We start from the raw sequence: 25961 nt of genomic DNA on the forward strand, positions 1-25961 counted from the left end.
AAATTGAAAATAGTAAATAAGTTCTATCCGCATGCCCTTGTAATTCTGGGCTTTATTCTTGTATCATTAATTTATTTTTACCCTGTATTGCAGGGGAAACAAATTTTCCAGTCTGATATTGCTCAATATACCGGAATGGCAAAAGAGCAAAATGATTTCAGAGCGGCCGAAAATACAGAGCCATACTGGACGAATTCTGCTTTTGGAGGGATGCCCACTTATCAATTAGGAGCAAATTATCCAAATGATTTTGTAGGTAAAGTAGATGATGTTTTACGTTTTCTACCTCGTCCTGCAGATTATTTATTTCTATATTTCTTAGGTTTTTATGGTTTGCTTCTGGTTTTAAAAACGGATCCTTTAAAAGCATTTATTGGTGCAATTGCGTTTGGTTTTTCTACTTATTTAATTATAATTCTTGGAGTTGGGCATAACGCAAAAGCTCATGCAATTGCATATATGCCGTTGGTAATTGCGGGTTTTATACTGGTTTTTCAAAAAAAATACATTTGGGGGGGGCTCCTTACGATGTTTTCGGTTGCACTTGAAGTAAATGCGAACCACTTTCAGATGACTTATTACCTATTGATTTTCCTATTGATCCTTTCTGGATATTTTGCTTTTAATTTTATTAAAGAAAAACAGTTTAAAGAACTTGGGATTGCAGTTGGAGTTTTAGCAATTGCCGGAATTTTTGCTATTGGAGCAAATGCTACCAATTTAATGGCAACAAGCGAATATGCAAAATTCAGCACACGAAGCAACAGCGAACTGACTTTCAACCCGGATGGGTCTAAAAAGACTAATGAAAATGCCTTAAGCCGCGAATATATTACAGAATATAGTTACGGAATAGCTGAAAGCTTTAATCTTATTGCGCCTAGGCTTTTTGGCGGGTCAAACCATGAAAATATAGGTAAAGACAGTCGAATGTATTCTTTTATGATAGAACATGGAGTACCTTATGATCAGGCAGAAGATTTTGTTTCGGGAATGCCAACTTATTGGGGAGACCAGCCTATTGTTGCCGCGCCTGCATATATTGGTATTGTAGTATTCTTTCTTGGAGTTTTGGCGTTGTTTATTGATGATCGAAAAATAAAATATGTGTTTTTGGGTGGAGCATTATTTTCTTTAGTCCTTTCTTGGGGAAAAAACTTTTCGTTGCTAACGGATTTCTTTATTGATTACGTTCCGATGTACGATAAGTTCAGGGCAGTTTCTTCCATTCAGGTTATTTTAGAATTATGTTTTCCTGTCTTGGCTGTAATGGGAATTCAATCTTTTTTTAAGTTAAATGGAGATCCTAAACTGCAACAAAAAGCTTTGGTACAAACAACGGTTTTTGGATTAGGAACTTTATTGATTTTATTGCTTGCTAAAAATATGTTTCATTTTAGCGGAAGTAGTGATAATTATTTCTTAGAAAGTTACGGGCCAGATTTTGTTGACGCATTAAAAGAAGATAGAATGAGTCTGTATTTAGCGGATTTATTGCGTTCTGCTTTTTTTGTTATTTTATCTTTTGGATTTTTATTTTGTCACTTGAAATATAAAAATGTAATAATAACATTAGGATATATTCTATTGTTCGCATTAGCATTATTAGGCGTTTTTTATCTATTTATCGTAATAAATGAAAAATCATTATTAACGATTAAATCTTTTGTTCCTTTAATTTCATTTTTATTTACTTACGTAGTCTGGAGAGTAGTTTCTAAAAAAGATTATAACAAGCTTATAATTGTTTTAATTGGTTTACTTATGGTTTCAGATTTGTTCCTTATTGATAAAAAATACGTTTCTGCCAAAGATTTTGTAAGTCCGGTAGAAATTGCTGCTCCATTTCAGGAAACCCCATCTGATGCTCAGATTTTAAAAGATACTACTCATTACAGAGTTTTTGAGGTAAGCGGAAATATGTCCAGCGCCCGTGCTTCGTATTTCCATAACTCATTAGGAGGTTATCATGCCGCAAAACCAAGAAGGATTCAGCAATTATTTGATTATCAGATTGCAAAGAATAATATGGAAGTTTTGGACATGTTAAATGTAAAATACATCATCCAGACTGATAAAGAAGGAAAAGAGTTCCCAACCATAAACCCGAATACAAATGGAAATGCCTGGTTTGTAAGTGCTGTAAAATTGGTTAACAAACCGGATGATGTGATGAAAGCGTTAGATCATATTGATACCAAAAGAGTCGCGGTTTTCAATGTTCATGAGCATGAAGCTAAATTTAAAAATGCCAGATTAAAAAAACAATGGGATACGACAGGAACAATTAAAGTTGTACAATACAAACCAAATTATATCAAATATCAATCCGATAACGGAAAAGACGGTTTGGCTGTTTTTTCAGAGATGTATTATAAAAATGGCTGGAATGCATATGTCGATGGTCAATTAACAGATCATTTTCCTGTTGATTATGTCTTAAGGGCAATGGAAGTACCAGGAGGAAAACACACTATCGAATTTAAATTCGAACCTCAGGTTGTTAAAACAGGAAGCATCATTACTCTGGCGAGCTCTATCGGAATGTTGTTGCTTCTGATTGGAGGAATTTATTTTAAAAAATTCTTTCGCAAAGATTCACAAAGGAATCAGGAAGAAACAAAAAAATAATTTAAAATCCTTGTGATCCTTAGTAATTACTTTGTGAATCTCTGTGGAATTGAATATGGAAAAAAAAAAGCTCTTAATAATTACCTATTACTTCCCGCCAGCAGGAGGGCCTGGTGTACAACGCTGGCTAAAATTTGTTAAATACCTGCCGGAGTTTGATGTACAGCCAATCGTTTACATTCCTGAAAATCCAACTTATCCAATTGTTGATGAAGGTTTGGTGAGTGAGATTTCAGATAAGGTAATTGTTTTAAAGAATAAGATATGGGAGCCTTATCAATTGGCTTCTGTTTTTTCAAAAAATAAAACCAAGAAGATTGCTTCTGGAATTATGCCCAATAAGAAGAAACAAAGCTTTCTTGATAAACTTTTTCTTTGGGTACGCGGTAATCTTTTTATACCGGATGCCCGTGTTTTTTGGGTTAAACCTTCTGTAGCTTATCTAGAAAAATATATTAAAGAGAATAATATTGATACGATTGTTACTTCCGGTCCACCACACAGTCTGCACTTGATTGGTCTTGAACTAAAACAGAAACTAAATGTGAAGTGGTTTGCCGATTTTCGTGATCCATGGACAACCATTGGTTATCATAAAGCTCTTCGATTATCTTCTTATGCTGAAAGAAAGCATAAAAAATTAGAACATAAAGTTCTCAATTTTGCAGATATGGTTATTGTAACCAGTAAAACGACTAAAACGGAATTTCAGGCAATAACAGATAAGCCGATTTCGGTTATTACAAATGGTTACGATGTTGAAAATGTTGAGAAACAGGTTTTGGATACTAAATTTACTCTTGCTCATATCGGTTCTTTTTTATCAGATCGAAATCCAAAGTTTTTATGGGAATGTCTGGTTGAATTATTAAATGAAATCCCCGATTTTAAATCGCATTTAGAAATTAAGCTGATTGGTGCGGTAAGTCAGGAAGTACTTGATTCAATTACTGAATTTAATCTGAATTCAAATCTAAACCTTTTGGGATACGTTTCGCATCATGAAGCAATTGCCCATCAAAAAAAATCACAGGTTTTACTTTTAATTGAAATTAATTCTGAAGATACCAAAAGTATTATCCCGGGGAAGCTATTCGAATATATGGTTTCAAACCGCCCAATAATCGCGATTGGACCTGAAGGCTCAGATTTTGCAGATATTATAAAAGAAACAAACACAGGGACATTTTTTAATTATTCTGAGAAAGCGAAATTAAAAAGTGTAATTTTGGACTTTTATAATCAATTTTTGGAAGGAAGTTTGCAGGCACATGGTGTTGGTTTACAACAATATTCAAGAAAAAATCTGACCAGACAATTAGCACAATTGATAAAAGAATAAACCAAAATACAATAATCTAAACGCTACAATCAAACTCAAAAATGGGTATTGTTTTAAATCAGTCTTTTAAAAATACTATAATTACTTATATAGGTTTCGGCATCGGAGCTATTAATACGCTTTATTTGTATCCAATTTATTTAGGGGCAACATATTATGCCTTAACAAATTACATTCTTTCTGCGGCAAATGTTATCATGCCTTTATTTGCTATCGGAATGCAAAATACATTAGTCAAATTTTATTCGCAATATGATACTGAAGAGGAGAGAGAACAATTTTTGTCTTTTACAGCATTGTTCCCAATATTGATGTGTATTCCTTTAGGTCTTATCGGAATTTTTTTCTTTGATGATATTACTGATTTTGTTTCCAAAGAAAATCCTGTTGTCAGGGAGTTTATGCTGTTAATTCCGTTTATTGGAATCTGTATGGCTTATTTCGAAATTTTTTATGCATGGGCAAGGGTACATATGCATTCGGTTTTCGGGAATTTTATCAAAGAGGTGGGATTAAGGTTGTTTTCCAGTTTTGCGTTAATCGGATTGTACTTTAACTGGATTTCGCTGGTACAATTTGTTTACCTGACAGCAATCATTTATTTCGTAGCTTTTTTGATCACAATGTTTTATGCATTTTATATTAAAAGGCCGAATTTTCAGATTACAATTCCTCATAATGTAAAAAGTGTTATGGAGTATACTTTCTACATTATCTTGTCAGGTAGTGTTGCTAATCTGCTGTTAGACGGAGATAAACTGATGTTAAATCAATATATGGAAATTAAGAATATTGCTTATTATTCTGTAGCAACTTATATTGCTTTGGTCATCTCAGTTCCAAGTCGTGCCATGCATCAGATCGTATATCCGATTACTGCTAAATTAATGCATGAAAACAAGCATGATGAACTGAATATTTTGTATAAAAAAACATCAATAAATCTGCAAATTGTGGGCGGTTTTGTGATGTTGTGTATATTTGTTAATATCAATCAGTTGTATGAGATAGTTCCTGACGAATACAGGGGAGGAATTCCTGTAGTTTTTATGATTGGCTTATCTAAATATTTTGATCTGATTTTAGGAAATAATAATGCTATCATTTTTAATACTAAATATTATAAAACTGTATTATTTCTTGGTTTAGGTTTGGTAGTATTGACATTTATTTTAAACGTAATTTTTATACCGCTTTATGGTATTATGGGTTCAGCATTTGCGACTTTATTATCCATTACTTTTTATAGTTTAGCCAAATTGCTTTTTGTTGTAAAGAAACTTCATTTATACCCCTTTACAAAACAGAATTTATATTCTTTAGCTGTTACAACAGTTTTGTTTTTAGCTTTTTATTTTTGGAATTTTCCTGTTTATCCTTTGGTAGGTATTGCTTTAAAATCCATACTTGTCACGATCTTATATCTTTATCTGAATTATAAATTCAATATTTCGCCGGATATAAATAAGGTTATGAATGGTTTTTTAAGAAAAGTTGGAATTAAAATTTAATTTGTTTTTTGCTCTTTGATTCTTTAGTGTATTACAGTATTTATTTCTTTAAAAATACTCAATGTCTTGATTGGATAGCTAATATTTCTAAAAATTAACAGTTGTGCATTTTGTATTTTATAAGATAAAAACTAACTTTATGTTCCTAAATTAATAACATTTCTTCTTTTACATTGAAATATTGCTTGTAAATCACTAAAAGTGGGTATTGTTAGAGGTGTTGAGTTTATTTATTTTTGTTAAAAATTAAGCGAAGATTTTTAAGTTAGTTATTATGAAAAACAATCAATTGAACCCGGAAGAAAGTTTGCAAGTATTTTCTAATATGATTTCAAAAAAGGTTCATAATGGATTTGTACTTGAAGAGCGTAATGACAAAATGCTTTTTGCTGTACTTTCAAAAGGAGGAAAAGCTGTAGATCATGGATTCAATTTTATAATTTTTTGTTTGACATTAGGATTATGGTCGGTTGCCTGGTTATATCTAACCATAGAAGCATCTAAACAAAAAAAGATTTTAGTTGCTATAGATGAAGATGGTGTTCCTTTTGAAGAAAGATGTTTGGTTGCTTAGTTAAGCAATTTATTAAAAAATTAGCCACGAATTATTTCCATATTACAATTAGTAAAAAGAAATAATTCGTGGCTAATTTATTTAGTTTAGTTTTTCCTTTAAATAAATTCCTGTAACAGATTCTTTAACTTTTACGATGTCCTCAGGAGTTCCTGCAGCTAATAAATGTCCTCCGTTTTCACCTCCTTCAGGTCCTAAATCAATAATCCAGTCGGCACATTTTATAAGATCAAGATTGTGTTCAATTACAATAATCGAATGTCCCTTTTCTATCAGCGCATCAAAAGATGCCAGTAATTTTTTGATATCATGAAAGTGTAATCCTGTTGTTGGTTCATCAAAAACGAATAAAGCCTTGTCTTTTGTAGCGCCTTTTACTAAAAAAGAGGCTAGTTTAATACGTTGTGCTTCTCCACCGGAAAGAGTAGAAGAAGATTGTCCCAGTTGTACATATCCTAGACCAACATCCTGTAGTGGCTGCAGTTTTTGAGTGATTTTGGTTTGTTTGTTTTTTTCAAAAAAGGCAATAGCATCATCGATAGTCATCGTTAGAATGTCGTTGATATTTTTATCGTCAAAATTAATTTCGAGAATTTCTTTTTTGAATCGTTTTCCACCACAAGTTTCACAAGGTAAAGAAACATCAGCCATAAATACCATTTCTACGTTTATAGAACCCTCTCCCTTGCAGGTTTCGCATCGTCCGCCATCAACATTAAAAGAGAAGTGTTTCGCCTGATATCCTCTTATTTTAGACAGTTTTTCTTTAGCATACAAATCCCGGATATCATCATAAGCTTTTATATAAGTAACCGGATTTGATCTCGAACTTCTTCCAATAGGATTTTGATCCACATATTCAATATGCTTAATTTGCGAAAATGATCCTGTTATGTCGGTAAACTGACCTGCTTTTTCAGCAGCACTTTCCAGCTTTTTTTGCATCGCCGGAAATAATATTTTTTTTATTAAGGTACTTTTTCCACTTCCTGAAACACCTGTAATTACAGTTAAAACATCCAGGGGAAAAGTAACATTTATATTCTTTAAATTATTTTCTCTTGCTCCAATGATATCAATGTGATTTTTGAATTTTCGCCTTTTTTTAGGAACAGAAATCTCTAAGTCGCCATTTAAATATTTCGCCGTTAAAGATTCTGATTTTAGAATTTCATCATAGGTTCCCTGAGCTACCAGATTCCCTCCAAAAGTTCCTGCTTCGGGACCAATATCGATAATCATATCAGCAGCTTTCATAATATCTTCATCGTGTTCAACCACAATTACCGTGTTGCCTAAATCACGAAGCGAGAGTAAAACTTTTATCAATCGTTCAGAGTCTTTAGGATGCAAACCAATACTTGGCTCATCCAGAATATACATTGATCCAACTAAACTGCTTCCCAGCGAGGTGGCAAGATTGATTCTCTGGGATTCACCTCCTGATAGTGTTGCGGAGTTTCTGTTTAAAGTCAGATAATCTAAACCAACTTCAGTCAAAAAGGATAGACGATTGTTGATTTCCACCATTAACCGTTTGGCAATTTGCTGTTCGTAAACATTCAAATCGATGTCTTTGAAAAAAGTCACCAGATGTTTTATTGGCAGATCAACCAAATCAGAAACTGTTTTGCCGTTTATTTTTACATATGAAGCTTCTTCACGTAAACGTTTTCCGCGACATGCGTGACATTTTGTTTTTCCGCGATAACGCGACAACATGACGCGATTTTGTATTTTATAATTTTTCTCTTCTAACTCTTTGAAGAAACTGTTTAATCCCTGAAAATACTGATTTCCTTTCCAGATTAGATCTTTTTGATCTTCTGTAAGTTCGAAATATGGTTTGTGAATTGGAAAATCGAATTTATAAGCATGTTTTACAAATTCATCTTTATACCAGCTCATGCTTTCGCCTCTCCATGGATAAATAGCGCTTTCAAAAACAGATAATGCTGTATTTGGCACGACCAAATCAGCATCAATACCAATAATGTTTCCGTAACCTTCACAAACAGGACATGCTCCATAAGGATTATTGAAACTGAATAAATGAACATTGGGCTCTAAAAATGTAATACCATCTAATTCAAAATTATTGGAATAAGAAAATCTTTTATCTGTACCTAACTCCTGAAGAAAACAAATTCCCTTTCCTTCAAAAAAAGCGGTTTGTACAGCATCTGCAAGACGATTGTAAAATTCTTCTTCCTCCTTAACAACGATTCTGTCAATAACCAGTAAAATGTCTTTATTGTCTAATTTGTGAATATCCGTGGGTGTAAATTCATCTAAACGAACCATTTCGTTATCGACTAAAATACGGGCAAATCCTTGCTGTAGAAGGACTTTAAGTTTGTCTTCAAGCTCACGGCCTTCTTCAAGATGTATAGGAGCCAGCAATAACCATTTGCTGTCTGGTTCAAAACTTTTTACATCTGAAACAACATCGGTTACTGTATTTTTTTTTACTTCTCTACCGGAAATGGGAGAATAAGTACGTCCAATTCTGGCGTATAAGAGTTTGATATAATCGTAAATTTCAGTCGAAGTTCCTACAGTCGAACGTGCATTAGTGGTATTTACTTTTTGTTCAATTGCAATTGCGGGAGCAATTCCTTTGATATATTCAACTTTAGGTTTATCTAAACGGCCTAAAAACTGACGAGCATATGATGACAAGCTTTCCACGTAACGGCGCTGCCCTTCGGCATATAAAGTGTCAAATGCCAAACTTGATTTTCCAGATCCTGAAAGTCCTGTAATCACTACAAGTTTATTTCGCGGAATAGCAACATCTACATTTTTTAAATTATGTACCTGAGCGCCTTTAATGATGATATTATGTTTTGGGTCTAATGTCGAAAGATCAATCTGCATAAAAAGTCAATTTCTACAAAAGTAATCAATTTTGAACTTAGTTTTGTTAAGGTAATTGTTCCAAATTTTAACAGAATCCGGGAGAAAGGGCAGGTTTTTTTATTGATATATTTTTATATTAAAATTTGTTGGTTTGATTGAAAATAACCTATTTTAGAACTGTTTTATAAAAAATTAAACCATTGTAAATTTGAAAACTAAACTTTCCTTTCTTTGTTTTTTGATGTGTTTAAGCCTGTTTTCTCAGGAATTACCGCCAATTATAAAATACCCTTCAACCATTTATGGTGCTGGGAACCAGAGTTGGATGATTGCGCAGGACGAACAAAATATAATGTATTTTGCCAATAATGAGGGACTTTTGGAATATAATGGAACGAATTGGGAGTTATATCCAACCCCAAACGAAACCATAATGCGATCTGTGAAAGTAATCGATAATAAGATGTATACAGGTTGCTACATGAATTTTGGTTACTGGACAAGACAATCAAATGGAAAATTAAAATACACTTCGCTTAGCGACAAAATCAAAAATAAAATTCTGGACGATGAGCAGTTCTGGAATATTTTAAAATATGATCAATGGATTTTATTTCAGTCTTTGAACCGAATTTATATCTATAATACCAAAACCAAAAGATTTAAAATTATTGCACCTGAAAATGGTGTTGTAAAATCATTTTGTACTAAAAATTCGATTTATTACCAAACTACAAATGAAGGTCTCTTCGAAATCGAAGAAGGAAAAGGGAAATTGATTTCAAACCATCCTGTTATTAAAAAAAATACAATTGTAAATGTCTTTGCTGTTGATGACGGCTTGCTGATTCAGACGCAATTAGAAGGATTTTATAAACTAGTAGGGACAGTTTTAACTCCTTTTAAAACAGAAGTAGATTCACAAATAAAATCAGGATTTGTGTATAGCAGTCAAAAGCTTCATAATGGTAGTTATGCTTTAGGTACCGTTTCTGATGGAATTTTTATTTTATCGGATTCAGGAAAATTAAATTATCATATTTCGCAAAGTAAAGGATTAAGCAATAATACTGTTTTGTCTTTGTTTGAAGATAAGGATCAGAATGTTTGGATTGGTCTCGATAACGGAATTAATTGTATCAATTTGCAAACCCCTGTGCATAGTTTTACAGACGATACGGGTGTATTAGGAACTGTCTATGCTTCAATAACACATAATGGAATGCTGTATGTGGGAACAAATCAGGGATTATTTTGTAAAAGGTACCAAAGCAATGGCGATTTTCAGTTTATTGATGGAACAAAAGGTCAAGTCTGGTCATTATTTGAATATGATAATACTCTTTTTTGCGGTCACGATTCAGGTACTTTTATTGTAGAAAATACTTCGGCAAAAAATATTTTTAGAAATTCAGGAACATGGAAATTTGAGCCAGTTCCGAATTATAAAAATGTTCTGTTTCAGGGAAATTATTACGGAATTTCGGTTTTAGAGAAAATTAATAAACAATGGCGATTTAAAAATAAAATTGAAGGTTTTAATTATTCATCACGTTATTTTGAAATTGCTCCAAACCAGGAAATTTATGTGAGTCATGAATACAAGGGAGTTTTTAGGTTTAAAACTGATTATTCTTTTTCAAAAGCAAAGGATTTTTATGCGTATTCTTCACCTAAAAAAGGAAAAAATGCAAGTCTTACAAAATTCAATAATACGATATATTATGCTTACAAAGACGGGATATTCAAATTAATTTCAGTTACAAAACAGTTTGAAAAAGATAAATTACTGAGTTCTATTTTTGAAAAGGATGAATATACTTCGGGTAAATTGATTGTTGACAAATCGAATAAAATCTGGTTATTTTCTAAAAACTATATCCATTATTTTTCTGTCAGTAAGTTAAGTCATCAACTAAAACAAAATGTGATTCCAATTCCTTCATCTTTAACGAATTCGATGCAGGGTTTTGAAAATATTACACAAATTTCAAAGGCAGCTTATTTAATCGGGACTACCGATGGTTATTATATGCTTAATATTGATGATTTAAGTTTTAAAAACTATACGGTTTCGATTTCAGAAATTTCTATTAATGAGCAAAATCAAGCTTTAAAAAATGTTGTTCTAAATACCGAAGGCAACTTTAAATCAAATGAAAACAACATTACTTTTAATTATACCGTTCCGGAATATAATAAATACATTAATTCAGAATACCAGTATTTATTGGAAGGTTTTCAGAATGAATGGAGTGAGTGGAGTACAAAATCTTCTGTGAATTTTAAAAATTTATCTCCGGGAAAATATACATTTCGAGTCCGTGCAAAATATGCCAATACACTTTTACAAAATACGGCTACTTATACTTTTATAGTTTTAAAACCTTGGTATTTAACGAATCTGGCTTGTTTTATTTATTTATTGCTGCTTATTGTGATTGGCTATTTTATCAATAAAGCTTATCGAAACTTTTATCAAAAGCAAAAAGAGAAACTAATTGAGGAAAACAATCTTTTATTAGAGATCAAGGAGCTTGAAAATGAGCAGCAATTGATGAAACTAAGAAACGAACAGTTGTCACAGGATGTGGATAATAAAAACAGGGAGTTAGCAGTTTCAACCATGAGTCTGAACAGCAAAAATGAACTTTTAGCTTTTATTAAAGAAGATTTAAAGAAAACGGCTCAGGATGATAATAGAAACATCAAATCCGTTATTAGAACTATAAATGACAATATTACTGAAGAAGACTCCTGGAAAGTTTTTAAAGAAGCTTTTGATAATGCAGACAAAGACTTTTTAAAAAGAATAAAACAGATACATCCCTTACTTACTCCTAACGATTTAAGGCTTTGTGCTTATTTGCGTTTGAACCTTTCTTCAAAAGAAATCGCTCCTTTATTTAATATTTCGGTCCGGAGTGTTGAAATAAAACGATATCGTTTACGCAAAAAAATGGATTTGCAGCATGAAATCGGTTTAGTAGAATATATTTTGTCTGTATAGTACATTCACAGTACGCTATAAATACCTATACATTACCTCAACATTTGCGTTTTATTGTGAATTATACACTTATTTGTTAAAAAAATTAACATTTGTAATTTATGATTGTATAAAGGTGATTTTTGATATATGTGTATTTTATATCTGCTTTTTTTGCGATGTATGTTTTTTGTTGAGGTTATTTTTATCTTATTGTTAAAGAGATACGATACATTTATCATTCAATAAAAAACTAACTAAATATGAAACCAAAATTATTATTAATGGTATTGTTACTATTTACCTCTTTTGCATTTTCGCAGACTTTTGATGTAAATGGGACAGTGCTGGATGCTTCAGGAATGTCACTGCCTGGAGTGAATGTAAAAGTTAAAAGTTCTTCACAAAGTACAACCACAGATTTTGACGGTTCTTTTAAATTATCAGGTCTCTCAAAAGGAACGATAATCGTTTTAAGTTACATCGGTTTTCGCACGCAGGAGGTTTCTGTATCGGGTAGCAAAATAACTGTTAAAATGAGTGATGATGCAAAGTCATTGGAAGAAGTTGTTGTGATTGGTTATGGAAGCCAAAAGAAGAGGGAAGTAACAGGTGCAGTTTCTGTTTTAGACAGTAAAACACTCGATGTGTTAAAGCCTGCAAGAATTGAGCAGGCGCTGCAAGGAACCATTGCAGGTGTAAATGTTACTACTCAGTCAGGAGCTCCAGGTGCACCTTTGGATATTCGTATTCGTGGGGTAGCTACAAATGGTGAAAGCAGACCAACAGTAATTATAGATGGTTATGTTGGAGATTTAGGATTACTAAATCCAAATGATATTGAAACAATTACAGTTTTAAAAGATGCCCAGGCAGCTATTTATGGAACTATTGGAGCTAATGGAATTATCCTGGTTACTACCAAAATGGGGAAAAAGAATTCAAAAACGAGAATTTCCTTTAACAGCTATTCAGGATTTCAGGAGACTTCAAGAAAATTACCAACTTTAAATGCTACAGAATATGCACTTTTATTAAATGAAAGTTATTCTAATGGAGGTCAGCCAATTCCTTACACAAATGTTAGCGGTTTAGGAAAAGGTACAGACTGGCAGGATCAGGTTTTTAAGAAAGGTGTCCCTATTATTAATAATGATTTGACAATTTCCGGAGGATCAGAAAAAATAACTTATTCTGTAAGTGGATCACACCTTGATCAGGAAGGTATTGTAGGCGGAGATAAATCAGGCTATTTGAGAAATACGGCAAGATTGGCATTAGGAGTTGATTTGAGCGATAAATTCAAATTAAAAACAAATGTAATTTATACTTATTTTACAAGAAATACATTAAATGAAAATGGTCTTGGATCTGTATTATTTAATGCATTAAACGTTCCGGCAACGCTTAGCCCTTACACTTCAACTGGCGAACTTGCTTTGGTACCAAGTACTACAGGTTTGGGAACAGAAATTATAAATCCATTGGCTCAGATTGAAAATACTTATAACGATTATAACTATAAGAAATTAAACGGGAACTTTGGATTAGATTATAAAATCTTCAAAGGATTTACACTTTCAAGTTCAATTGGTTTCAATACATCAAATAGCGAATCAAAAACATTTGCGAAAAAAATCAGTTATGGTGGAAAAGTATTCGATGTACAAAGAAGTTCTGTAACTCAGGGATCTGTAAATGATAATAATTATTCATTTGACCTTTTTGGAACTTATACTACAAAAGTTTTAGAGAATCACAGTATTACAGGAACTCTGGGAACAACAATTTTTAAACAATGGGGTAATGGATTAACTGCAACAGGTTTTGATGTTCCTAATAATTTATGGGAATTTGCTGATATTTCTTTAACAAAAGGAATTTCTGAAACACTTACTAATACTTCTTATGTATACGACCAACGAAGACTTTCTTATTTTGGAAGACTGCAATATGATTATAAAGGGAAGTATTTGTTTTCTGCCATGATCAGACGTGATGCTTCTACTAAATTTGGTCCAACTAATACGATAGGTTATTTTCCTTCATTTACAGGAGGTTGGGTAATTTCTGATGAAGACTTTTTTGGACAGCCAAAATTCTTAAATTTCTTGAAGTTAAGAGCAAGTTACGGTACTTTAGGAAATGACCAAATTCCTAATTTTGGTTATTTAGGAATTCTTAACGGAGAAGCAACGTATGTGTTTGACGGAACTTTAAATAACGGTACGGCAATGGGACAAACACCGAACCCTGATTTAAAATGGGAAGAGGCAAGAAAATTTGACGTTGGCTTAGATTTTAGATTTCTTAATGATAAAATATCTGTAGTAGCAGATTATTTTATAGATACCAGAAAAGATTTATTGATCCCAAATATTCCGGTTTCAGGTATTATCGGTACAGGTGCTCCGGGAGCTAGTTCTCCAACATTAAATGCCGGTACAGTTAGAAATGCGGGATTTGAATTTGCAATAGATTATAAAGAAAAATTCTCAGATGCATTTTCAATGAGTGTGGGTTATAATGTAACTTTCATTAAAAATGAAGTTTTAGAAGTGAATAATGGTACAGGGTTTATTGAAGGAGGAGCATTTGGAGTAGGTCAGCCTGCGCCATCTCGTATGGAAGTTGGAAAGCCAATGGGATATTTTTACGGATATAAAACAGATGGGATTTTTCAGAATCAGGCAGAAATTGATGCACATCCATCTCAGTTAGCATTAGGAGCAAACCCTGCGCCTGGTGATATTCGTTATGTTGACGTAAATGGAGATGGAGTATTGGATGCAAAAGATAAGACTAACATAGGTGATCCGGTTCCGGAAGCGACGATGGGATTCAATTTACAAATGAATTACAAAAATCTTGATTTCGTAGTTTTCACATTTGCTTCTGTTGGAAATGATATGGTTCGCAATTACGAAAGAACACTTTCTGATGCTAATCGTTTAAATTATGTATTAGACAGATGGACAGGAGAGGGAACAAGTAATTCAACTCCAAGAGTTACGACTAGTGCAACTTCAAACAACGTTTTTTCTTCATACTTTGTTGAAGATGCTTCTTATTTAAGAATACAAAACGTTCAATTAGGTTATACTTTAAGTCCTGATGTGACCCAAAAAGCAGGAATTACAAAATTAAGACTTTATGCTGGTGTAAACAATTTATACACATTTACAAAATATAAAGGATTTGATCCGGGAGCTTCTTTTGGACCTGGAAACAGAGACAATGTATCTCAATCTCCAATTGGAGCTGGAATCGATTATGGATTTTACCCAGTACCAAGAACCTATTTATTGGGCTTAAACATTAATTTTTAATTTCAATTAAAATGAAAAAATATATTTTTACAACTTTAGCAGCGATAACATTGCTTTCTATCGTAACAACTTCCTGTTCGGATGAATTTGTTAACCCCGCTCCCGAATATTCTATTGATTCAGAGAATTATTTTAATTCAAAAGAAGAATATGATAATGCCTTAATTGCCGCTTACGATTTACTGCAATCTACATATGTTAATGTTTTATTAGGAGAAATTGCATCAGATAATACATTGGCGGGAGGAGAAAGCCCAACAGACGTTATTGGTTTTCAGCAAATTGACGATATGATCCATACTCAGACAAACAGTAATCTTAGAGATATCTGGAACTGGATGTTTGCCGGAGTTCAGAGAGCAAATTATATTCTTGAGTTTCAAAATAAAACTGATTTTGAAGGAAAAACGCAATTAATAGCTGAAACACGTTTTCTTAGAGCATACTACCAATTTGAATTAGTAAAATGGTTTGGTGGTATCCCTATGAAACCAGATGCGAGGTTTGTACTTGGAGATGAACTTAAAATTCCGCGTTCATCAGTTGCAGAAGTTTATGCTTCTATCGAAGCTGATTTAACTTTCGCAGCAGCTAATTTATCTCCAACTGCTTCTCAAAAAGGAAGAGCTACGAAAGGTGCTGCATTTGCATTACTTGGAAAAGCATATTTATATCAGGATAAATTTACTCAGGCTGCTACTGCTTTACAAAGTGTAATTGACTTAGGTACTTATTCATTAAAAACAGGCAATGATTATACTAATTTGTTTGAGTTATCTGGAGAAAACGGTACAGAGTCTGTTTTTGAAGTACAATATACAGATGTTGAAGGAGCAGGTTTTCCTTGTTTGCAATGTAGTGAAGGAAATGTTGCTGTAGGTTTCAGTGGAGTAAGAGGTTATAGTGGTCCATTCTTTAGCGCAGGTTTCAGTTTTAATATTCCAACAGCAGAAAGTGCAAATGCTTTTGAGTCTGGAGATAAACGTAAAGATGTATCAATTCTGGATATTAATGCCTGGGCAGAAGCTAATGCTAATTATGATAATGGAAACGGGATTAAGTTTGGAAAAGGAAACGAAGACACTGGATTCTTCAACAGAAAATACCTTCCAAGAACGAGAAGCAAAGAAGCAGCAGGAGATTTGAACTTAACAAATCCAAATAATTACAGAGCAATACGTTATGCAGATGTATTATTAATGGCTGCAGAAGCTTACAACAGAGGAGGTATAAATGATGTAAAAGCAAGAGAGTATTTAAATCAGGTTAGAAGACGTGCTTTTGGAGATAATACTCATGATATATTTGTTTCTGGGGCTGCATTGACTGATTTGATACTGAAAGAAAGAAGACTTGAATTATTTGGTGAAGGGCATCGTTTCTTTGACTTAGTAAGGACTGGAAATGCAGAAGGAACAATACCTGGATTTACAGCAGATAAAAACGAATTATTTCCACTTCCGATTGAAGAAATTCAATTTGCTAATGGAAATTGGGCACAAAACCCTGGATATTAAAAAACATCAATTATGAAAAAAATATTTTTAATTATAAATCTTTTCGTTTTAGCGACAATTTTAAGTTGTGCAAGCGATGAACTGGATGTGAATTTAGACGGCATAACAGCGCCTACAAATGTTTCGACTCTTACAACTGTCACTCAGGATAACACAGGAAAGGTTACTTTTTTACCAAAAGGGGAAGGAGTAACGCAATTCAAAGTCAATTTTGGTGACGGAAGTCCTGAATCTGATTACGTTCAGGCTGGTGTAACTTTAGTGCATACTTATAAAGAGGGTGTATACAAATCTAAAATAATTGCAATGAGCATTAATGGAAAAACAACCGAAGTTGAACATGAGGTAGTAGTTTCATTTAGAGCTCCAGAAAATTTAGAGGTAATCATTACCAATGATCAGTCAGTTTCTAAAAAAGTAACTGTAAAAGCAACTGCAGATTTTGCATTGTTTTATGATGTTTATTTTGGCGAAGCAGGTAAACCAGATCCTGTTTCGGCAAATAATGGAGAATCAGTTTCATATACATATCAGCAACCTGGTGTATATACTATTCGTGTAGTGTCAAAAAGTGCTGCTGTAGAAACTACTGAATATACTGAAGATTTTGAAGCAATACTTATTCTAAATCCTACTTCATCTGCTCCAATACCACCAAACAGAAAGGCCGGAGATGTAATTTCTATTTACGGTTCAAAATATACAAATGTAACCGGGACAAATTATTTCCCTAATTGGGATCAGGGTAATCAAGGAAGCAGTTGGGCAGAGTTTGATCTGAATGGAGATAAAATGCTAAATTATATCAAATTAAGCTATCAGGGAATTGCATTGGCAGACAATGTTACCATTGATGTTTCTGGTATGGATTTCATCCACATGGATGTTTGGACAGCTGATTTGCAAAAAATTGAAACTTCTTTGATCAGCAAAACAAATGGTGAAAAACCGGTAGTAAGAGATCTTACAGCTAATCAATGGACAAGTATAGATATTCCAATTTCAGCGTTTACAAGCCAGGGATTAGGTGTTGCAGATATTTTCCAATTGAAATTTGTTGGAACACCTTGGGCAGCTGGTAGCGTTTATATTGATAATATTTATTTCTATAAAGAAGCTGCAACAATTCCGGCAGCTCCAACTCCGACAAAAGCGGCTACAGATGTTTTATCGTTATTTAGTAATGCTTACACAAATGTTGGTATCGCAACATGGAGAACTTCATGGTCTGATGCTGCGTTAGAAGAAACTGCAATTGCAGGGAATGCTGTAAAAAAATACTCAAACTTAAATTTTGTAGGTATTGAACCAAATTCGCCGATTGATGCATCTGGAATGACCCATTTTCACGTAGATGTATATTCCACTGATTTTACAGAATTCAGAATAAAATTAGTCGATTTTGGAGCCAATGGAGTGTATGAAGTAGGAGGTGATAATGTCGAGCATGAAATCAAAGTTACTGCGCCTGCACAAGGAACCTGGGTAAGTTTAGATATTCCGCTTAGTGATTTTACAGGGCTAACAACACGTGCGCATATTGCACAGATGATCTACTCAGGAAATCCTTCTGGAAGTCATACTGTGTATATTGATAACGTTTATTTTCACAAATAGAAAATAGGACATTATTAGTCAATTAAAATGAATTTACATTTTATAAAAACAATTGAAATGAAAAAATATAATAAATACTTTGTCTTCCTTTTTGTATTACTCTTTGCAGTAAGTTGCCAAAAAGATGATTATACTTTTGGAGATATAACCACGCCAACAAATCTGAAGGTTACGGCTGAGATTGTTGGTAAAACAGCTGACACTCCATATGGCGATGGTTCAGGATTAGTAAAGTTTGTTGGAACGGCAGATCATACTATTTCATACAAATATGTTTATCCTGACGGGACATCAGATAATTCTCCAAATGGGAAAATGACAAAACGGTTTACTAAAACGGGAGTTAACAAATACACAGTAACTCTTGTAGCATCAGGAACAGGTGGAGTGGTAAGTACTACAACTATAGATGTTGAGGTAAAAAGTGATTTTAGTGATGAAGAAGCTGTAAAATTATTAACAGGCGGAACTTCTAAAAAATGGTATTGGGCAGCGGCAGAACCTGGACATCTTGGTGTAGGTCAAAATGATGGTGATGCTACCAAAAACTTTTATGGAAACTATTATCAGGCAGGACCTTTTGAGAAAGCAGCTTCTCCGACAAGTAGTTGTTTATACGAAAACGAATTAACTTTCTCTTTAGATGGAGATCAGTTGAAACTTGAATTAAATAATGGTGGTTCTACATTCTTCAATGCTGCTTTTGCAAGTGTAGCAGGAGGAAGTTCGCCAGACGATGCTTGTTTGTCTTATAGTACTGCTGGTGCTAAAAATGTTTCATTAAGCCCTTCCGAGTCTGTTGTAATGGCAAATCCAAAACATGCAGAACAGACCAGAGGTACAATGATAAATATTGCAGACGGAGGGTTTATGGGGTATTATATTGGACAGAGTTCTTACGAGATTTTATCAATTACAGCCAATAGAATGGTTGTAAGAGCAGTTATGGGAGGAAATCCGGCTTTAGCATGGTATCATGTCTTTACTACCACCAAACCCACCCAGGTTCCTGATACAGATGTAGATTATACCAATTTAGTCTGGTCAGATGAGTTTAATACTGATGGTGCTCCTGATGCTGCAAAATGGGGGTATAATTTAGGTACAGGAGATAATGGATGGGGAAATAATGAAAAACAAAATTATACTAATTCTGCCACGAATGTAATCGTTCAGGGTGGAAGCCTTAAGATTACAGCCAAAAAAGAGGCTTCAGGAGGCCAGGCTTATTCCTCTGCAAGATTGGTAAGTGACAGCAAATTCAAATTTACTTACGGAAAAATAGAAATAAGGGCTAAACTTCCTACAGGTGCCGGAACCTGGCCGGCAATCTGGATGTTAGGGCAAAATTATGCAACAAAGCCATGGCCAGCCTGTGGAGAAATTGATATAATGGAGCATGTAGGGAACAATCAAAATGTTGTACTTGGGACATTTCATTATCCTGGACGTTCGGGAGGAAATGCCGACTCAGGTAGTAAAACAATTGCAAATGTGTCTACTGAATTTCATGTATATAAAGCCGTTTGGAGCCCTGCATCTATAAAAATCTATGCAGATGAAATACTAATACATTCAATTACAAATACGGCGGCACTACCGTTTAACAGCGACTTCTTTTTAATATTAAACGTTGCAATGGGTGGAAATCTGGGTGGAAATATTGATCCTGCTTTTACACAATCTTCTATGGAGATTGATTATGTAAGGGTTTATCAATAAATGATTAATTAGTAAGAACAGAATTGAAAGGTCAGTTTTTGCTGGCCTTCAATTCTTAATTTAAAAAATATTAGCATGAAAAAAGTAATGTTGCTTTTTGTAATTAGTAGCTTCTGCATGGCTCAGCAAGCTAAAAGAAAACTGATTTGGGAAGAAAATTTTAATAAGAAGATAAATGAATCTGTCTGGAATTTTGAAGTCGGTGACGGATGTCCAAATCTTTGTGGATGGGGAAACAATGAAAGGCAAATTTATACCAAAACGAACCACGAAATAAAAGAGGGAAATTTAATTATTGAAGCCAGAAAAGAAGGAGAAAAATATACTTCGACAAAAATCACAACTAAAGGGAAAAAAGAGTTTTTGTATGGCCGAATTGAAGCAAGGGCCAAGCTGCCTGTTGGTCATGGCTTATGGCCTGCATTTTGGATGTTAGGTGCAAATATTGATGAGGTAAAATGGCCTAAAACAGGAGAAATTGATATTTTAGAATATATAGGGAGAGATCCGCATATGGTTTATACGACCCTGCATACTCAGGACAGTCACGGAAATACAATCAATACTAAAAGAACCGAATTTCCAAACATAGAAGAAGGATATCATGTTTATTCAATTGAGTGGAATAAGAATAAAATTGATTTTTTCGTTGACGAAATTTTGGTTTACACTTTTAATCCTGTAGATAAGAACGAAAATACATGGCCTTTTAATAAACCATTTTATATCATTATTAATTTAGCAATAGGAGGTAATTTTGGCGGACCTGCTGTTGATGATACAATTTTACCTCAAAAATTCTATGTTGATTATGTTCGTGCTTATGAATAATATAAAATAATTATTATTAAAAAAGGAAGTGTAAGTTGTTTAAAATAAATATTTTAGATAAATATACGCTTCCTTTTCAACTGTTAAAACATTCCGGTTATTGAAGATTTAGAACAACTTTATATACAAAATTTGAAATTAATTAATATTATTTCGAATTTTACTATTAATTATTCTGCAGATCGTTTGCTTTTTAAAATAAAAATTTGTTAAATTTGGACTGATTATTAACAAACAAAAAAAACACAAGCCTATATAATAAAATTACTTTTTAGAAAATTACTCCAAATTTTAAACAAAACTAAAAAAGTAGTATTATGGCTGATCTGCATATTCCTGACGCTCTATTGGTTAAAAATTATGTTGAAGGCAATGAAAATGCTTTAGCAACATTAATAAAAAGGCATGAGTCCAAAATATATGGATTTATATATTCTAAGATTGCTGATAGAGATATTTCAAACGATATTTTTCAGGACACTTTTATTAAGGTTATTAAAACTTTAAAATCCAATTCATATAACGAAGAAGGTAAATTTTTGCCTTGGGTTATGCGTATTTCTCACAATTTAATTGTAGATCACTTTCGCAAAACAAAAAAAATGCCAATGTACAGAGAAACAGAAGAGTTTTCGATTTTTTCGATTATGTCTGATGATTCATTAACTATTGAAGGTAAAATGATTGTTGATCAGGTAGAAGTTGACCTTAAAAAACTGATTCAGGAACTTCCTGAAGATCAGAAAGAAGTATTAATGATGCGAATGTATCAGGATATGAGTTTCAAGGAAATCTCCGAACTGACAGGTGTTAGTATTAATACTGCGCTGGGAAGAATGCGTTATGCGTTAATGAATCTGAGAAAAATTATAGATAAACATCAAATTATTTTAACCAACTAATACTATTTTGAGTAATAGCCCGTTATACTAGTATAAAACATTTTCATAGTATGGCGAAAATTTACTCTAAGAAAGCATTAGCTTCTAAAGACTTAAAACCAAAGAAAGAAGTAGTTTCTTTTTTATTAAGTTATTCACAAGCTTTAAAAGTTGTGAAAATCGAAGATAAAAGTTTTGAGATCATAGCTAATTAAACAGCCCACTACTTTTGTCGGATGTTTATTCGAAAGAAAACCAAATGGTCGTTTTGGTTGAAAGCTCACTATTCGTATTTAAATACAAATAGTGAGTTTTTTTTTTACTCATTTATGTTGTTGGAATATTGCAAATATTTGTAATACAGAATGTTGTAAAGCAATAAATTTTGTAAGTAAATTATTTGTTTTCATGGGACATATGAAAAATAGTTTATATTTTATTTGTGTATTCGTTTTTTAATTATATTTTAGATAAAAAATAGAGTTGTATGCAAAAAAAGATATCAAAAAAAGCATTTATTGTTTTAATAAGGTTAAAAAATGATTTTTTTTGCAACTTGTAAGAAATGTCTAACCTTGTAAAATAGCTAGTATGATAAAAAACTACCCTAATCGTTTTATTTAAGTTTGATAAGCTTTTAAATCAGTCAGATTTAGAGCTATAAGTTTAATTTGATAATGTTCCCAAAATCTAGTTTAACAATCAAACTAATCTAAACATGAAATTAAAATTTATAATATTATCAATAGCATTGATAAATGTTGGAGTATATTCACAAAAGTCTCAAATAAAAGATGCGCAGTCTTTGTTTGAAAAAGGAAAGGCGGAAGAGGCTATTGTGATTTTAAAAAAAACAGAATACCTTATTTTGAATGCTCCCGATGAAGAAAAATCAGAGTTTTATTTTCTAAAAGGAAACGTATTAAAAGATTTAGCTGGCAAAAATATTGATGCAGCTAATAACTTTTCTGATGCATCACAGTCCTATCAAGATGTAATTTTGTACGAAAATGAATCTGGAAAATATAAATTTTCAGTAAAAGCCAATTTAGCCTTAAAGGACATGAAATCAAAGTTGGTGAATGGTGCTGCAGCCGATTTCAAAGCAGGTAATTTCAAAGAAAGTGCTGAAAAGAGTTATAAAGTATATTTGTTTGATAAAAAAGATACATTGAACTTGTATAATGCTGCTGCAGCCTACTTAAATGCAAAGGAATACAATCTGGCAATCCAGCATTATGAGCAGTTAAAAAAAATTAATTTTTCAGGAAATGGAATTATTTATTATGCCACTAACAAAAAAACAAAAGAAGAAGATGCTTTTATATCTCCTAAAGCACGTGAATCCTATATACAGGAAGGACTTTACGAAAAGCCGAGAAACGAAGCTGTTCTTTCCAGAAAATTTGATGTTTATAAGAGCTTAGCGTATGCTTACCTGGAGAGAAAAGATTTTATAAAAGCAGAAGCCGCTTACAATTATCTTATAGAGCTAAATCCTAATTTTATTGATTCTTATATTAATCTTGCGTATTTAAAATTACAATCCAAAAAAGAATTAGTGGATAAGATAGATGCTTTAGGAAACTCAAAAAAAGAAATGCTGGAGTATGATAAATTAACGGCTAAAAAAGATGATATAACCAGAAGTGCAATTCCGTTTCTTCAAAAAGCGTTGTCTATTGAACCAAAAAATCCGGATGTAACAAAAACACTGTTGGGAATTTACAGATCTCTTGATATGACAAAAGAATATAATGCTCTAAAAGCAACAAGTAATTAATGACAATTAGTTTTATTAGGTGTTAATTGTTTAAACAGCTTTGGATTTTATATTTTAAACCTCAAGGTTTGGCTTAATCAGGATTTTTATTTCGAAAAGAAAAACCAAATAGCTGCTTTATTGAAAGCTCACTATTCTTATAAAAATAAGAATAGTGAGCTTTTTTACTTAATAATTTTATTTTTTTTGATAAAAATGGATGATCAATCTTAAATTCGCGGTGCAGTAAATAACAGGATTTGCGGTTTAAATTTTTAATTAATTAAAGGAATTGTACTTTAATTATGATTTTTATTGTTACCGTGTTAAAGTTTAGTGCTTTGTTAGGTTGCCTGATTTTTATCTGTGGTTTATTGAAAAAAAGCTTTTATTTTGTGCAAATCAATACATTTAAATTTGTCGGATTGGAAATGATTCAGAAAAAAGAAATAAAAGTAAAATAAAAAATTAAACCATCAATTTTAGTATCTATGAAGAAAAACTACAATAATTTATTTTGTTTTGTTTGCGTCTTTTAATGTATATAACATCAATTATCAATTTATTTAACAATCAAACTAAACAAAAAAATGAAAAATAATATTAAAATACTATCCTTTCTGTTATTGATTAATGTTGGTGTATTTGCCCAAAAAGATCAAATAAAAGAAGCCCAGTCTTTTTATGACAAAGGAAAAATTGAGGAGTCAATAACAATTTTAAAAAAAATAGAATACCTTATTGTAAACGCTCCAGATGTAACTAAATCTGATTTTTTTTATTTAAAAGGAAATAACTACAAAGATTTAGCCTCTAAGAATATAGATCCGAAAAATAATTTTACGATAGCTTCAGGTGCCTATCAGGATGTGCTTTTGTATGAAAATGATTCACGTCATTACAAATATGCTTTTAAGGCAGATTTAGCTTTAAAAGATATTAAATCAAAACTTGTTAAGGGTGCAATTAGCGATTTCAAAGAAGGGAAATACAAAGAAAGTGCTGATAAGAGTTATGAAGTTTATTTATTTGATAAAAAAGATACCTTAAACTTATACAATGCAGCAGCAGCTTCCCTAACAGGTAAAGATTATGTATCATCTATCAAATATTACGAAGAACTAAAAAAAAGGAACTATACAGGAACAGGAACTATTTTTTATGCAACTCATAAAAAGACAAAATTAGAAGATGCTTTCGTTTCTTTAGGTGCGCGTGATTTAGCCGTTAGTGAAGGAGTATACGAGAAACCCAGAAATTTTTCGCCTCCTTCAAAAAGAGAAGAAGTTTTAACTAATCTGGCTTTTTCATATTTAGAGAGAAATGATTTTGCTAATGCAGAAAAAAATTATCAGGATGCTTTACATGTAAATCCTAATTGTATTAATTGTTGCATTAATCTTGTTTTTGTCAAAATGGAATTGAAAAAGGCATTGTTAGATCAGATGAATGCACTGGGAAATACTCCAAAAGAAGTAAAACAATATGATGAATTAAATACTAAAAAAGATGAGATTGTAAAAAGTGCAATACCGTTTCTTAAAAAGGCTTTAATTATCGAACCAGGCAATGAAGAAGCAAAAAAATCACTTTTAGGTATCTACAGAGCTCTGGAAATGACTAATGAATATAATGCTTTGAAAAACAGTAAATAATTTATAAGGAAGCTGCTAAACTTTTTTTTTGGCAGCTTCTTCTATTATTGATTTTTTTCCAATAGTTCTCGTAATAATATCTTTTTCCAGACTCCAGCCCCTTGCAGGAGAATATTCACGTCCGTACCAGATAATCTGCAAGTGTAAATCATTCCATAAATCTCTTGGAAATAATCTTTTAGCATCTTTTTCTGTCTGGACTACATTTTTTCCGTTCGAAAGATTCCATCGGTACATTAGTCTGTGAATATGTGTATCAACAGGAAAAGCCGGAACCCCAAATGCCTGCGACATCACCACACTGGCCGTTTTGTGCCCAACAGCTGGCAAAGCTTCGAGTGCTTCAAAACTCTGCGGAACTTCCCCGTTATGTTTTTCAATTAAAATTTCTGATAATCCGTAAATTCCTTTTGACTTCATTGGCGATAAACCACATGGACGTATAATTTCCTTAATTTCTTCAACCGACATTTTAATCATATCATATGGGTTATCAGCCTTTGCAAATAATAAGGGAGTGATCTGATTTACACGGACATCTGTGCATTGTGCAGAAAGTAAAACGGCGATTAATAACGTGTAAGGATCTTTATGGTTAAGCGGGACAGGTATTGTAGGGTAGAGTTCTTTTAACGTATTTATAACAAATTGTACGCGAGCTTCTTTATTCATTTCTGTATTTTTAATCCCGTAAAAATAGCATAATTTTGATGATGTGCCTAATCCGGCTTTACGTTT

General features: G+C 32.6%; 16 protein-coding genes. 14 read left to right on the forward strand and 2 right to left on the reverse strand.

All coding sequences use genetic code 11. The annotated features are described in order from the left end of the window. The first annotated feature begins 3 nt into the window (after positions 1-3). From GXM16_RS22865 to GXM16_RS13415, 4 genes are all read left to right on the forward strand, one after another. Positions 4-2631 (forward strand): YfhO family protein, encoded by a 2628-nt coding sequence (locus tag GXM16_RS22865; RefSeq protein ID WP_229684356.1) that lies wholly within the window; start codon positions 4-6, stop codon positions 2629-2631. A 55-nt stretch (positions 2632-2686) separates the two neighbouring features. Beyond that, positions 2687-3973, forward strand: a complete 1287-nt coding sequence (locus GXM16_RS13405) for a glycosyltransferase family 4 protein (protein WP_163394955.1) — start codon at positions 2687-2689, stop codon at positions 3971-3973. A 41-nt stretch (positions 3974-4014) separates the two neighbouring features. Further along, positions 4015-5484 (forward strand): oligosaccharide flippase family protein, encoded by a 1470-nt coding sequence (locus GXM16_RS13410; protein WP_163394956.1) that lies wholly within the window; start codon positions 4015-4017, stop codon positions 5482-5484. Between the two features lie 274 nt (positions 5485-5758). Then, the gene (locus GXM16_RS13415; protein WP_163394957.1) at positions 5759-6058 is read left to right on the forward strand and encodes a hypothetical protein; all 300 of its coding nucleotides are present in this window, start codon (positions 5759-5761) and stop codon (positions 6056-6058) included. A gap of 81 nt (positions 6059-6139) precedes the next feature. Here the strand turns inward: GXM16_RS13415 and uvrA are convergent, their stop codons facing one another. Next, a complete protein-coding gene (uvrA, locus tag GXM16_RS13420) occupies positions 6140-8938 on the reverse strand; it encodes an excinuclease ABC subunit UvrA (RefSeq protein ID WP_163394958.1) in 2799 nt (932 codons plus the stop codon). Positions 8939-9128: 190 nt separating this feature from the next. On the opposite strand from uvrA, the gene GXM16_RS13425 reads away from it, so the two are divergent. The 10 genes from GXM16_RS13425 (at position 9129) to GXM16_RS13465 (ending at position 25223) form a co-directional block, all read left to right on the forward strand. After that, positions 9129-11930: a triple tyrosine motif-containing protein gene (locus tag GXM16_RS13425; protein WP_280115145.1), complete on the forward strand. Its 2802-nt coding sequence runs from the start codon at positions 9129-9131 to the stop codon at positions 11928-11930. 242 nt (positions 11931-12172) lie between these two features. Next, positions 12173-15238, forward strand: a complete 3066-nt coding sequence (locus tag GXM16_RS13430; RefSeq protein WP_163394959.1) for a SusC/RagA family TonB-linked outer membrane protein — start codon at positions 12173-12175, stop codon at positions 15236-15238. A gap of 11 nt (positions 15239-15249) precedes the next feature. Next, entirely contained in the window at positions 15250-16755 is a 1506-nt protein-coding gene (locus GXM16_RS13435; RefSeq protein ID WP_163394960.1) for a RagB/SusD family nutrient uptake outer membrane protein, read from the forward strand. A 12-nt stretch (positions 16756-16767) separates the two neighbouring features. Next, a complete protein-coding gene (locus GXM16_RS13440) occupies positions 16768-18372 on the forward strand; it encodes a hypothetical protein (protein WP_229684355.1) in 1605 nt (534 codons plus the stop codon). A 57-nt stretch (positions 18373-18429) separates the two neighbouring features. After that, on the forward strand, positions 18430-20094 hold the full coding sequence (locus GXM16_RS13445; RefSeq protein ID WP_163394961.1) for a family 16 glycosylhydrolase: 1665 nt from the start codon (positions 18430-18432) through the stop codon (positions 20092-20094). Positions 20095-20169: 75 nt separating this feature from the next. After that, positions 20170-20925: a glycoside hydrolase family 16 protein gene (locus GXM16_RS13450; RefSeq protein WP_163394962.1), complete on the forward strand. Its 756-nt coding sequence runs from the start codon at positions 20170-20172 to the stop codon at positions 20923-20925. Positions 20926-21242: 317 nt separating this feature from the next. Beyond that, complete coding sequence (locus GXM16_RS13455; protein WP_163394963.1) at positions 21243-21827, forward strand: RNA polymerase sigma factor; 585 nt, start codon at positions 21243-21245, stop codon at positions 21825-21827. Positions 21828-21877: 50 nt separating this feature from the next. After that, complete coding sequence (locus GXM16_RS22670) at positions 21878-22021, forward strand: hypothetical protein (protein ID WP_165608771.1); 144 nt, start codon at positions 21878-21880, stop codon at positions 22019-22021. Between the two features lie 503 nt (positions 22022-22524). Then, entirely contained in the window at positions 22525-23589 is a 1065-nt protein-coding gene (locus tag GXM16_RS13460; RefSeq protein WP_167519869.1) for a tetratricopeptide repeat protein, read from the forward strand. A gap of 569 nt (positions 23590-24158) precedes the next feature. After that, positions 24159-25223: a tetratricopeptide repeat protein gene (locus GXM16_RS13465; protein WP_163394964.1), complete on the forward strand. Its 1065-nt coding sequence runs from the start codon at positions 24159-24161 to the stop codon at positions 25221-25223. A 15-nt stretch (positions 25224-25238) separates the two neighbouring features. Here the strand turns inward: GXM16_RS13465 and GXM16_RS13470 are convergent, their stop codons facing one another. Continuing rightward, positions 25239-25895, reverse strand: a complete 657-nt coding sequence (locus GXM16_RS13470) for an endonuclease III domain-containing protein (RefSeq protein WP_163394965.1) — start codon at positions 25893-25895, stop codon at positions 25239-25241. Positions 25896-25961 lie beyond the last annotated feature (66 nt).

Source organism: Flavobacterium limi (assembly GCF_010645075.1).
GTDB classification, from domain to species: domain Bacteria; phylum Bacteroidota; class Bacteroidia; order Flavobacteriales; family Flavobacteriaceae; genus Flavobacterium; species Flavobacterium limi.

Bases quoted from the DNA above. Each gene is read 5' to 3' on its own strand.
- GXM16_RS13455 (WP_163394963.1), top strand. From the start codon at position 21,243: ATGGCTGATCTGCATATTCCTGACGCTCTATTGGTTAAAAATTATGTT.
- GXM16_RS22670 (WP_165608771.1), top strand. From the start codon at position 21,878: ATGGCGAAAATTTACTCTAAGAAAGCATTAGCTTCTAAAGACTTAAAA.
- GXM16_RS13405 (WP_163394955.1), top strand. From the start codon at position 2,687: ATGGAAAAAAAAAAGCTCTTAATAATTACCTATTACTTCCCGCCAGCA.
- GXM16_RS13415 (WP_163394957.1), top strand. From the start codon at position 5,759: ATGAAAAACAATCAATTGAACCCGGAAGAAAGTTTGCAAGTATTTTCT.
- GXM16_RS13450 (WP_163394962.1), top strand. From the start codon at position 20,170: ATGAAAAAAGTAATGTTGCTTTTTGTAATTAGTAGCTTCTGCATGGCT.
- GXM16_RS13440 (WP_229684355.1), top strand. From the start codon at position 16,768: ATGAAAAAAATATTTTTAATTATAAATCTTTTCGTTTTAGCGACAATT.
- GXM16_RS13445 (WP_163394961.1), top strand. From the start codon at position 18,430: ATGAAAAAATATAATAAATACTTTGTCTTCCTTTTTGTATTACTCTTT.
- GXM16_RS13410 (WP_163394956.1), top strand. From the start codon at position 4,015: ATGGGTATTGTTTTAAATCAGTCTTTTAAAAATACTATAATTACTTAT.
- GXM16_RS13460 (WP_167519869.1), top strand. From the start codon at position 22,525: ATGAAATTAAAATTTATAATATTATCAATAGCATTGATAAATGTTGGA.
- GXM16_RS13430 (WP_163394959.1), top strand. From the start codon at position 12,173: ATGAAACCAAAATTATTATTAATGGTATTGTTACTATTTACCTCTTTT.
- GXM16_RS13465 (WP_163394964.1), top strand. From the start codon at position 24,159: ATGAAAAATAATATTAAAATACTATCCTTTCTGTTATTGATTAATGTT.
- GXM16_RS13470 (WP_163394965.1), bottom strand. From the start codon at position 25,895: ATGAATAAAGAAGCTCGCGTACAATTTGTTATAAATACGTTAAAAGAA.
- uvrA (WP_163394958.1), bottom strand. From the start codon at position 8,938: ATGCAGATTGATCTTTCGACATTAGACCCAAAACATAATATCATCATT.
- GXM16_RS13435 (WP_163394960.1), top strand. From the start codon at position 15,250: ATGAAAAAATATATTTTTACAACTTTAGCAGCGATAACATTGCTTTCT.